Origin of the sequence: Dactylosporangium sp. NPDC000555 (genome assembly GCF_040300025.1) — a bacterium.
Lineage (GTDB): Bacteria > Actinomycetota > Actinomycetes > Mycobacteriales > Micromonosporaceae > Dactylosporangium.
In genome coordinates, this window is record NZ_JBEPDB010000149.1 from 1 (window position 1) to 10,177 (window position 10,177).

Annotated in this window: 11 protein-coding genes and 1 pseudogene; 7 read left to right on the plus strand and 5 right to left on the minus strand. The window is 73.4% G+C overall.

Features of this window, described 5'->3' with window-relative positions; genetic code table 11:
• Nucleotides 1-327, plus strand: a pseudogene (locus ABT297_RS41575) (hypothetical protein); the annotation flags it as partial.
• Nucleotides 328-361: 34 nt separating this feature from the next.
• On the opposite strand, the gene ABT297_RS41580 reads toward ABT297_RS41575, so the two are convergent.
• Complete coding sequence (locus tag ABT297_RS41580; protein WP_350559212.1) at nucleotides 362-1,249, minus strand: NmrA/HSCARG family protein; 888 nt, start codon at nucleotides 1,247-1,249, stop codon at nucleotides 362-364.
• An 89-nt stretch (nucleotides 1,250-1,338) separates the two neighbouring features.
• Here ABT297_RS41580 and ABT297_RS41585 point away from each other — a divergent pair, with 89 nt between their 5' ends.
• Nucleotides 1,339-1,818: a MarR family winged helix-turn-helix transcriptional regulator gene (locus ABT297_RS41585; protein WP_350559215.1), complete on the plus strand. Its 480-nt coding sequence runs from the start codon at nucleotides 1,339-1,341 to the stop codon at nucleotides 1,816-1,818.
• A gap of 29 nt (nucleotides 1,819-1,847) precedes the next feature.
• On the opposite strand, the gene ABT297_RS41590 is transcribed toward ABT297_RS41585, so the two are convergent.
• Complete coding sequence (locus tag ABT297_RS41590; RefSeq protein WP_350559218.1) at nucleotides 1,848-2,819, minus strand: helix-turn-helix transcriptional regulator; 972 nt, start codon at nucleotides 2,817-2,819, stop codon at nucleotides 1,848-1,850.
• Nucleotides 2,820-2,880: 61 nt separating this feature from the next.
• On the opposite strand from ABT297_RS41590, the gene ABT297_RS41595 reads away from it, so the two are divergent.
• Nucleotides 2,881-3,291 carry a VOC family protein gene (locus ABT297_RS41595; protein WP_350559221.1) on the plus strand — a complete coding sequence of 137 codons (411 nt, stop codon included), beginning with the start codon at nucleotides 2,881-2,883 and terminating at the stop codon, nucleotides 3,289-3,291.
• 42 nt (nucleotides 3,292-3,333) lie between these two features.
• Nucleotides 3,334-4,299: a thaumatin family protein gene (locus ABT297_RS41600; protein WP_350559224.1), complete on the plus strand. Its 966-nt coding sequence runs from the start codon at nucleotides 3,334-3,336 to the stop codon at nucleotides 4,297-4,299.
• 14 nt (nucleotides 4,300-4,313) lie between these two features.
• Here ABT297_RS41600 and ABT297_RS41605 read toward each other — a convergent pair whose 3' ends face one another.
• Genes ABT297_RS41605 through ABT297_RS41615 form a run of 3 tightly spaced genes read right to left on the minus strand, consistent with a single transcriptional unit; the run spans nucleotide 4,314 to nucleotide 6,165 of the window.
• Nucleotides 4,314-4,631, minus strand: coding sequence for a DUF3349 domain-containing protein (locus tag ABT297_RS41605; RefSeq protein WP_350559227.1), 318 nt, complete (start codon nucleotides 4,629-4,631; stop codon nucleotides 4,314-4,316).
• A gap of 8 nt (nucleotides 4,632-4,639) precedes the next feature.
• The gene (locus ABT297_RS41610; protein WP_350559230.1) at nucleotides 4,640-4,957 is read right to left on the minus strand and encodes a hypothetical protein; all 318 of its coding nucleotides are present in this window, start codon (nucleotides 4,955-4,957) and stop codon (nucleotides 4,640-4,642) included.
• On the minus strand, nucleotides 4,957-6,165 hold the full coding sequence (locus tag ABT297_RS41615; RefSeq protein ID WP_350559233.1) for an inorganic phosphate transporter: 1,209 nt from the start codon (nucleotides 6,163-6,165) through the stop codon (nucleotides 4,957-4,959). Before ABT297_RS41615 ends, ABT297_RS41610 begins: the two co-directional genes overlap by 1 nt.
• A gap of 141 nt (nucleotides 6,166-6,306) precedes the next feature.
• Between ABT297_RS41615 and ABT297_RS41620 the strand changes: the two genes are divergently transcribed.
• From ABT297_RS41620 to ABT297_RS41630, 3 genes are all read left to right on the plus strand, one after another.
• Nucleotides 6,307-6,711 carry a MerR family transcriptional regulator gene (locus ABT297_RS41620; RefSeq protein ID WP_350559235.1) on the plus strand — a complete coding sequence of 135 codons (405 nt, stop codon included), beginning with the start codon at nucleotides 6,307-6,309 and terminating at the stop codon, nucleotides 6,709-6,711.
• Nucleotides 6,704-7,702 carry an aldo/keto reductase gene (locus tag ABT297_RS41625; RefSeq protein WP_350559237.1) on the plus strand — a complete coding sequence of 333 codons (999 nt, stop codon included), beginning with the start codon at nucleotides 6,704-6,706 and terminating at the stop codon, nucleotides 7,700-7,702. The genes ABT297_RS41620 and ABT297_RS41625 overlap by 8 nt, the downstream gene beginning before the upstream one ends.
• 108 nt (nucleotides 7,703-7,810) lie before the next feature.
• The coding region (locus ABT297_RS41630) for a molybdopterin oxidoreductase family protein (RefSeq protein ID WP_350559239.1) at nucleotides 7,811-10,177 on the plus strand (2,367 nt) is incomplete at its 3' end.

A 10,177-nucleotide genomic window follows, 5' to 3' on the forward strand; every position in this document is an offset into this window, starting at 1 on the left:
CTCCAGGACGCCGAGGCGCGGCTGGTGCTCGCCGACGCGGAGACCGCGAGCTGGCTCGACGGATACGGCGTGCCGGTGCCGTCGGCGGCCGAGGTGGCCGCGGCCGCGGGCGGCGGCGAGTTCGTCTGGACCACGCGGCAGGACGTGCCGTTCGAGCCGCTGATCGTGCACGTCGACGAGGTGACCGGCGCGACGCAGGCGACCGTGTTCATGGACACGCACGTCATCGCGCCCGGCGACGCGGAGGCGCTGCTGCGTGGCCTGGAGGCGGTGGCCGTCGAGGCGGCGCTGGACCCGGACGCCCCGACCGGCGTGGCGGCGCCGTAGCGGCCGCGCCGCAGGGGCCGCGCCGCCACCACGTCTACCGTATCGACCGTCCCGTCTCCTGAGCCAGCAGGGCGGGCCAGTCCTGCGCGGCGGCCCAGCCGGCGAAGGTGTGCCAGCCGACCTCCGGGTGCGCGCGGCGCAGGCCGGCGACGTCGACGTCCAGGCCGGTCGTGTTGAAGTACTCGAACATCGCAGCCAGGTCCGCCGAGCGGGTCCGGACGTGGGCGAGCGGCACCTCGCGGTAGGCGATCGGGCGGCCGATGGCGTCGGCGAGGATCCGCGTCATCTCGGCCGGGGTCCGCTCGTCGGACGCGATGTCGAGGCGCCGGCCGGTGAACTCGGCGGGGCGACACAGGGCCAGGGCGGCGAAGGCGCCGATGTCGGCGGCCGGAATGAGCGTCAGCGGCCGGTCGGCCGGCATCGGCCAGGCGAACGTGCCGTCGCGCAGGCCCTCGAGGGTCCAGCCGCCGGCGTAGTTGTCCATGAACGCGGCCGGCGCGATCACGGTCCAGGGCACGCCGGAGGCGCGCAGGTGCCGCTCGACGAGGTACTTGCTCTCGTAGTGCGGGACGCCGGTGCCGCGATCGGCGTGGGCGGCGGAGGTGAGCACGACGTGACCGACCCCGGCCCTCGCCGCCGCGTCGACGAGGGCCGTCCCCTGGCGGACCTCGGTGGCCAGGTCGGTGCCGAAGGGCGTGGTGACGGCGAACAGCGCGCCGGCGCCGGCGAGCGCGGCGTCGAGCGAGTCGCCGTCGTCGAAGTCCGCGTGGCGTACGTCGGCTCCGAGGTCGCGCAGGGCGACGGCGGCGGGCGTGTCCGGCCGGCGGGTCAGGGCGCGGACGTGGTTGCCGGCGGCGAGCAGGGCGCGGGCGGTGGCCCCGCCCTGCGCCCCGGTGGCCCCGGCCACGGCGACGGTGAGCATGATTCCTCCAGGCGCGATAGATTAACTGCGTCGCGCAGTAAAATAGCGGAGAATCGCTGCGTCACGCAGCTATTTGGAGTGTGATCCAGGTGACGGGTGCCCGCCGGGCACGGCTGTACGAGGAGCTGGCGTTGGCCTCGCGCCGCTACAACGCGGCGTACGTGCTGTTCAACCAGGCGATCGCCGACCATCTCGGCCTGCACCCGACCGACGTGCAGGCCCTGAGCCTGCTCACCGCGGAGCCGGGCCCGCTGACCGTCAAGCAGATCGCCGTCCTCACCGGCCTCACCACGGGCTCGGCCACCCGCCTGGTCGACCGGCTGGAGCGCGGCGGCTACGTGGTCCGCGCGCCCGACCGCGACGACCGCCGCAGGGTGCTGGTCAGCACGGTCCCCGAGCGCGTCGCCCGGGTTTCGGCGGTCTGGGACGAGCTCGGGCAGGCGTGGCAGGACCTGTTCGCCGGGCACACCGAGGAGGAGCTCGAGGTCATCACCAGCCACCTGCGGCAGGCCCACGACCTCAGCCACACCCAGCTCGCCCGCCTGCGCGCGATGCCCAAGCCGGCCTGACCGCACCGGCCCCGCACGGGACGCAGTCTTTACGAAGCGGAAGGCTCGGCGGCGGCGAGGTACCGGCCGGCGAGCGAGCGCAGGAAGTCGCGCAGCTCCGGCGGCTCCAGCACGGTGAACGGCACCTCGAACTTGCCCAGGTACGTCACCAGGTCGTACAGCGAGTCGGTGCCCGTCGCCAGCTCGCACCCGCCGTCGGCCAGCTCGGTGATCCGGCCCGATGTCGGGGTGCTGCGCTCGGCGATCACCGCGGCCGGCGCGGCGAAGCGGATCCGCACCCGGTAGCGGAACGGCGCCGCCGTCACGCCGCGCAGCACGTGCGCGGCGGCGTCGCCGCCCGGCGGCTCGCGCCGTACGAACCGGGGGGCCGCGGCGTCCGCCGGCAGCGGCGTGATCCGGTCGGCCCGGAACGTGCGCCAGTCCCGGCGGCCGGTGTCCCAGGCCAGCAGGTACCAGCGGCGGCCGGTGTAGACGAGCGTGTGCGGCTCCACGTCGCGCACGCCGGCCTCGCCGCCGTGCGCCGCGTAGGTGAACCGCAGCCGCTCCTGCCCGTGTGCGGCGTCCGCGATGCGCGTGAGGGTGTCCAGGTCGACGGCCGGGCCGCCGCCCGCCGCCGAGACGGTCGCGGACCTGAGCGCGTCGACCCGCGGCCGCAGCCGGCCCGGCAGCGTCCGCTCGAGCTTGGTCAGCGCCCGCAGCGACGCGTCCTCGATCCCGGCGACGCTGCCCGCCGCGGCCGCCCGCAGCCCCACCGCGACCGCGACGGCCTCGTCGTCGTCGAGGGCGAGCGGCGGGAGCGCGTTGCCGGGCCCGACCCGGTAGCCGCCGCCGGGGCCGGTGGAGGCATCGATGCGGTACCCCAGCTGCCGCAGCCGGTCCACGTCGCTGCGCACGGTGCGCGTGGACACCTCCAGCCGTGCCGCCAGTTCCGCACCCGCCCACTCCCGCCGCTGCTGCAGCAGCGAGAGCAACCGCAGCAGCCGTACGGAGGTTTCCAGCATTCGCCAATATTAGATAAGTTTAGGAAGCTAATCTTCCGCAACCCCGCCTAGCGTTGCCGGCATGACACTTCGAGGCATGGCCACCGTCAGCTACTTCGCCGCCGACTGGGCGGCCGCGCGCACGTGGTACACGCGGGTCACCGGCGTCGAGCCGTACTTCCTGCGCGAGGGCTACGCCGAGTGGCGCCTCGGCGACCACCAGGCCGAGCTGGGCCTGATCGACGCGCGCTTCCGCGCCCCCGGCCCGTCGGGCGACACCCCGACCGGCCCGGTCGGCGCCGTCCTCTACTGGCACGTCGACGACGTCGAGGCCGAGGTCGCCCGGCTGGTGGGGCTCGGCGCCACACCGCACGAGCCGGTCGAGGACCGCGGCCACGGCTTCGTCACCGCCACGCTCGTCGACCCGTTCGGCAACCTGCTCGGCGTGATGTACAACCCGCACTACGTCGAGATGCTGGCATCACGAGCCTGAGCGAAAACCGTTATCGCCGGGCCGGCGGGGCGTCTCCTGGGCATGCGAATCTCACGGCGCGCCCTCGCCGGCGCGGGCGCGGCGCTCGTCCTCGTGGCGGCGGCGCTGGTCACGTTCACGCTGACCCGCGGGTCGGCCGCACCGGCGGCCGGCGCCTCGCCCGGATCATCGATCTCGCCGGTTCCGCCGGGCCCGGGCCCGTCCGAGACATCCACGTCCGCGTCCCCGGCGGGGCCCGGCGACGGCGTCGGCCGGCTCGCCGCAGCCTCGCCGTCCTCGTCGTCCTCGCCGGCCCCGAGCGGCTCGCGACCGCCGAGCGTGCCCGCCGGCGCCCGGACCGTGACCCTCGTCAACGCGCTCGGGCAGCGGATCTGGGCGGCCGCCACGCCGGACAAGGCCCACCCGCTCGCCGCCACCGGCTGGGTGATCGACCCGGGGCAGAGCGTGACGGTCGTCGTGCCCAGCGGCTGGGGCGGGCGGTTCTGGGGGCGCACCGGCTGCTCGTTCGACGCCTCCGGCGCCGGGCACTGCCAGACCGGCGACTGCGGCGGGCGCTTCCAGTGCACCGGCAGCGGCGCGACGCCCGCGACCCTGGCCGAGTTCGCCCTCGCCGCCTGGGGCGGGATGGACTTCTACGACGTCAGCATGGTCGACGGCTCGAACCTGCCGATGTGGATCAACGTCGCCCACTCCGCCGGCAAGGACCCGGTGTCGCCGACCGGCTGCGTCGCCGCGGGCTGCACCCGGCCGGTCGACTGCCCGCAGCAGATGCAGGCCGCCGGCGGCGCGTGCAAGAACCCGTGCGCGGCCTTCGGCGGCGACACGTACTGCTGCCGCGGCCCCTGGGCCGGCCGTGAGCACTGCGTCCCGGCGAAGTGGCCGGTGGACTACACCCAGGTGTTCAAGCGCGCCGCGCCCCACGCCTACTCGTACGCGTTCGACGACTCGGCCACGATGGCCTGCAAGGGCGGCTGCAGCTACCGCGTCACGTTCGGGGTGACGCCCTGAGCCGCCGCCGGGCGTCAGTCGTCCGGCGGGTCGGCGAGGGGCCAGCCGCCGGCGGCGAGGTGGGCCGAGACGCGCCCGATGTCCTCGGGGCTGGCCTCCTGCAGTACCGAATCGTTGATCATCTCTTCGATGTCGTCGGTGGTGATGGGGTCGGCGTTGCGTTGCGACTGGTCGGCCAGGTCCCGCGCGATCTTGCGGATCTCGTCCTCGGTGAGCTTGCGGCGCAGCAGGCCGAGGAGGGCGACGTAGTCCTGCCGGGGCACGCCGGAGGGGTAGCCGGCGCGCAGCCAGTCGATGCTGCGGCTGAGGAAGTTGGACCGGGACTCGCTCACGGATCCCCCTACTGCTTGTCGACGATCGTCGGGAAGATGTGCTCGAAGCTCAGCGCCTTGCCGAACCCGCTCGCGACGATGTACGTGATGCCCAGCGCCACGCCGAGCAGCACCACGCCGATGCAGGCCCAGCCGAGCACGGTGCCGATCGGCTGCGCCTTCGGGCCGGCCGTGCCCGGCTCGTGCGCCTCGGCGTCGCCGCCGGCGCCCCAGGCGAGCGAGCGCACGCCGAGCGCGAACAGGGCGGGCAGGCCGGCGCCGACGAGCAGGCCGACGAGCAGCACCCGCCACGCGGACTGCAGGGCGAACTGCAGGTTGTGGACCATCAGCGGACCGCCTCGGCCAGCTCGGGAGTGGTACCCCACTCGTCGTTGACATTGTTGTGGTCGACCGGGGATCTGCGCGAGTGCCAGTACATGTAGGCGGCCAGGGCGAGCAGGATCAGGAAGATCACGATCGCGCCGGCGAGGCCGCCGATGGCGTGGCCGATCCACCACATGGTCGCGCCGACGACCGCCGCCGCCGGCAGCGTGATGAGCCAGGCGAGGACCATGCGGCCGGCCACCGGCCAGCGCACGATCGCGCCGGGCCGGCCCAGGCCGCTGCCGAGGATGGAGCCCGTGGCCACGTGCGTGGTCGACAGTGCGAAACCGAGGTGGCTGGAGACCAGGATGACCGCGGCCGAGGCCGACTCGGCGGCCAGGCCTTGCGGCGGCGCGATCTCCACCAGGCCCTTGCCCAGCGTGCGGATGATCCGCCAGCCGCCGAGGTAGGTGCCCAGCGCGATCGAGAGGGCGCACGCCGCCTTCACCCAGAACGGGATGCTCTCGGTGTCGGCCCAGTCGCCGGTCGCGATCAGCGCCAGGGTGATCACGCCCATCGTCTTCTGGGCGTCGTTGGTGCCGTGGGCCAGCGACACCAGCGACGCGGACCCGATCTGGCCCCAGCGGAAGCCGTTCTCGGTGAAGCGCTGCGCCACGCCGATGGTGACCTTGTAGATCAGCCAGGTGCCGGCCGCGGCGACGATCGCGGCGATCGTGGGGGACATGACCGCGGGCAGCAGCACCTTGCCGACGAGGCCGTCGAGCTTGGTGCCGTTGCCGTTCCAGTTGACCCCGGCCCAGCCCAGCCCGGCGATGGTGGCGCCGGCCAGGCCGCCGAACAGCGCGTGCGAGGAGCTCGAGGGCAGGCCGAGCAGCCAGGTCAGCAGGTTCCACGCGATCCCGCCGACGAGGCCGGCCAGGACGATGAGCAGGAGGGCGGAGCCGCCGCCCTCGAGCAGTTCCGCCTTGGGCGTGCCGTTGGAGTTCTGGATCTTCACGACGGCGTTGGTCACCGTGAGCGCGACCTCGACCGACAGGAACGCGCCGACGAGATTCAGGATGCCCGACAGCAGGACGGCGACCTTGGGTCGCAGTGCCTTCGTCGCGATGGAGGTGGCCATCGCGTTGGCCGTGTCGTGGAAGCCGTTGGTGAAGTCGAATCCGAGCGCGGTCACGATCACCAGGACGAGCACGACGGTGGTTTCTGTCACGCCATGATCGTCGCGCGTCCGCCGGGGCCGCTCCGGCGTAGGCCGCGGATGTGAGAAGAGTTTGATCGCCGTTCACCTGATGGCCATCTGGCGCGGGGAACGGGGTCGCGGAGAGTGCGCCTTTACCGGTACAACTGTGGCATGCCGTACACCCCGCGGGAAGCCGTCGAGAAGACCGGGTTCAGCCTGGACACGCTGCGTTACTACGAGCGGATCGGGCTGCTCGACAGCGTCGAGCGCAACGCCGGTGGTCAGCGCGTGTTCACCGACGACGACCTGAACTGGCTGGCGATCCTGCGCTGCCTGCGCGACACCGGCATGCCGATCGCGCGCATGCTGCGCTACGCCGAGCTCGCCCGGGGCGGCGACGCCACCTTCGCCGCCCGCGCCGAGCTGCTCGAGGAGCACGACCGCGAGATCGAGATCAAGATCGCCGCCCTGCGCGACGAGCAGGTGCGGATCCGGGAGAAGATCCGGTGGTACCGCGTCGCGCCCGTTCTTGACCTGGAGCGCGCTCCAGCTACTAGCGTCGGTGTCCATGATTGACGTGATTGCGTTGGGCCGCACCGGCGAGCAGGTCAGCTCTGTTGCCCTGGGCTGCATGCTGATGGGCACCGCCTCCGGCGAGGACGAGTCGTTCGAGATCCTCGACCGCTACCACGCCGCCGGCGGCCGGTTCCTCGACACCGCCGACTGCTACGCCTGGTGGCCGCGGCCGGGCGACACCGGGGGCGAGAGCGAGCGGCTGCTGGGCCGCTGGTTCGCCCGCACCGGCCACCGCGACGAGGTCTTCCTGGCCACCAAGGGCAGCGCCTGGGTGAGCGACCCGGAAGCGGTCCGGTCCGGGCGCGCCGAGCTGAGCGAGATGTTCGCCGGCGCCGGCGGCGACACGCTGCGCCACGCGCTCGACGGGAGCCTGGCCCGCCTCGGCGTCGACCACGTCGACCTGTACTACGTCCACATCGACGACCTGGCCACGCCGCTGGAGGAGACGCTCGAGGCCCTCGCCGGGCTGGTCGCGGCCGGCAAGACGCGCTACATCGGCTGGTCGAACGTGCCCACCTGGCGACTGGAGCGCATCCGCGGGCTGTGCGAGCGCCACGGCTGGCCCGCGCCCGTCGCGCTGCAGCAGGAGCACTCGTACCTGCGCAAGCACCCGGGCGCGGAGAAGGTCGGCATCCTCGACGAGGAGCAGCTGCGATACCTGCGGGCGCACGACGACCTGACGCTGGTCGCCTACTCGCCGATCCTCAAGGGCGGCTACGACGACCCCGCCAAGCGCGCCCGCGCCGACATCTTCGACGCGTACGAGGGCGCCGACACCGAGGCGCGGCTGGCCACGGTCGCGAAGCTTGCCGCCGAGCTCGGGGTGAGCGGCGGCCAGCTCGTCCTGGCCTGGCTGCGCCACCAGGCCGACCCGCGGCGCGTGGTGCTGATCGGGCCGCGCACCGTCGAGCACTACGAGTCGGCGATCGCCTCGCTGGACCTGCGCCTCAGCCCCGAGATCCTGGCCGAGCTCGACGCCGCCGGGGCATGACGGCCGGGGCTCACATCCGCGGGCGTGACGTTGTGGGGTCGGCGTAATTTCCGGAGCGCGATCGGTGTGACACCCATGTAACTGGCCACTTGTAGCGTGACCGCCGTGATGCAGACCCGCTCGGTCTGTTCGTACTGCGGGGTCGGCTGCGGCATGGTCCTCGACGTGGCGACGGACCCCGACGGCCGGCGCCGCGTGATCAAGGTGCACGGCGACAAGGACCACCCGGCCAACGCCGGGCGGCTGTGCACCAAGGGCGCGACCAGCGCCGAGATGCTCGCCGGCAAGGGCCGCCTCGGCGCCGCCATGGTGCGGGCCGGGCGCGGCGGCCGGGCCGTGGAGACCGGCGTCGACGCGGCGATCGCGCACACCGCGGCCCGGCTGCGGGCGATCGTCGACGAGCACGGGCCGGACGCCGTCGCGTTCTACGTCTCCGGGCAGATGACGCTCGAGGCGCAGTACCTGGCGAACAAGCTCGCCAAGGGTTTCGTGCGCACCAACCAGATCGAGTCGAACTCGCGGCTGTGCATGGCCAGCGCGGGCAGCGGGTACAAGCTTTCCCTCGGCGCGGACGGGCCGCCCGGCTCGTACGACGACTTCGACCACGCCGACCTGTTCCTCGTCATCGGCTCCAACATGGCCGACTGCCATCCGATCCTCTTCCTGCGCATGATGGACCGGGTCAAGGCCGGCGCGAAGCTCGTCGTCGTCGATCCGCGCCGCACCGCCACCGCCGAGAAGGCCGACCTGTTCCTGCAGGTGCGGCCGGGCACCGACCTGGCCCTGCTCAACGGCCTGCTGCACCTGCTGGTCGAGGGCGACCACGTGGACGAGCGGTTCATCGCCGAGCACACCGAGGGCTGGGAGGCGATGCCGCCGTTCCTGGCCGGCTACGGCCCCGACGAGGTGTCCGAGACAACCGGGATCCCGGTGCGGCAGCTGCAAGAGGCCGCCGGGCTGATCGCCGCCGCCGGCGAGTGGATGAGCTGCTGGACGATGGGGCTCAACCAGAGCACCCACGGCACCTGGAACACCAACGCCCTGGTCAACCTCCACCTCGCCACCGGCGCGATCTGCCGCCCCGGCAGCGGCCCGTTCTCCCTCACCGGCCAGCCCAACGCGATGGGCGGCCGGGAGATGGGGTACATGGGGCCCGGCCTGCCCGGCCAGCGCTCGGTGCTCGTCGAGGCCGACCGCGGCCTCGTCGAGGACGCCTGGGGCCTGCCGGGCGGCACGCTGCGCACCGACGTCGGCAAGGGCACCGTCGAGCTGTTCGAGCGCATGGCCGCCGGTGCGGTGAAGGCCTGCTGGATCATCTGCACCAACCCGGTCGCCTCGGTCGGCAACCGGCGCACCGTCATCAAGGGGCTCGAGCGCGCCGAGCTGGTCATCACCCAGGACGCGTACGCCGAGACCGAGACGAACGCCTACGCCGACGTGATCCTGCCCGCCGCCATGTGGTCCGAGATCGACGGCGTCATGATCAATTCGGAGCGGAACCTGACGCTGCTGCGCCAGGTCGCCGACCCGCCCGGCGAGGCCCTCGCCGACTGGGAGATCATCGCGCGGGTCGCCGTCGCCATGGGCTACGGCGACGCGTTCCGCTACGACTCCGCCGAGGACGTCTTCGCCGAGATCCGCGGCTTCCACAACCCGCAGACCGGCTACGACCTGCGCGGGGTCAGCTACGAGCGGCTCCGCGAGGGCCCGGTGCAGTGGCCCGCCCCGCCCGGGTCGCCGGCCCGCAACCCGATCCGGTACCGCAACGACGGCACCAGCCAGCCCGTCCGCGAGACGCCCGGCGGCACCCGCCCCCGGCTCAACTTCGCCACCCCCAGCGGCCGGGCCGTGTTCTTCCCCCGCCCGCACCTGGACCCGGCCGAGCTGCCCGACGACGACTACCCGTTCCTGCTCAACACCGGCCGCCTGCAGCACCAGTGGCACACCCTGACCAAGACCGGGAAGGTGGCGAAGCTCAACCGGCTCAACCCGGGCCCGTTCGTCGAGCTCAACCCGCAGGACGCGCGACGGCTCGGCATCGCCGGCGGCGACCGGGTCGAGGTCGCCTCCCGCCGCGGCCGGGCCGTGCTCCCGGCCACCGTCACCGACCGGGTGCTGCCCGGCAACTGCTTCGCCCCGTTCCACTGGAACGACCTGTTCGGCGAGCACCTCAGCGTCAACGCCGTCACCTCCGACGCCGTCGACCCGATCTCGTTCCAGCCCGAGCTGAAGGTGTGCGCCGTCGCCCTCACCCGGGTCGCGCCCGCACCGGCCGCCGCGCCGCCCGCGGTCGCCGCACCGTCCGCGATGGACGCCCTCGGGCTCGACCTCACCCCGCCCGCCCTGACCGAGGCCGAGCGGCTGTACCTGGCCGGGTTCGTCAACGCCCTCGCCGCCAACCCGCCGGCGCCGGGCGTGGTGCCGCGGCTGCCCCCGGGCGCGCCGTTCGACGCCGGACGCGCCGCCTGGGTCGAC

Bases quoted from the DNA above. Each gene is read 5' to 3' on its own strand.
- ABT297_RS41580 (WP_350559212.1), bottom strand. From the start codon at position 1,249: ATGCTCACCGTCGCCGTGGCCGGGGCCACCGGGGCGCAGGGCGGGGCC.
- ABT297_RS41590 (WP_350559218.1), bottom strand. From the start codon at position 2,819: ATGCTGGAAACCTCCGTACGGCTGCTGCGGTTGCTCTCGCTGCTGCAG.
- ABT297_RS41595 (WP_350559221.1), top strand. From the start codon at position 2,881: ATGACACTTCGAGGCATGGCCACCGTCAGCTACTTCGCCGCCGACTGG.
- ABT297_RS41600 (WP_350559224.1), top strand. From the start codon at position 3,334: ATGCGAATCTCACGGCGCGCCCTCGCCGGCGCGGGCGCGGCGCTCGTC.
- ABT297_RS41610 (WP_350559230.1), bottom strand. From the start codon at position 4,957: ATGGTCCACAACCTGCAGTTCGCCCTGCAGTCCGCGTGGCGGGTGCTG.
- ABT297_RS41620 (WP_350559235.1), top strand. From the start codon at position 6,307: ATGCCGTACACCCCGCGGGAAGCCGTCGAGAAGACCGGGTTCAGCCTG.
- ABT297_RS41625 (WP_350559237.1), top strand. From the start codon at position 6,704: ATGATTGACGTGATTGCGTTGGGCCGCACCGGCGAGCAGGTCAGCTCT.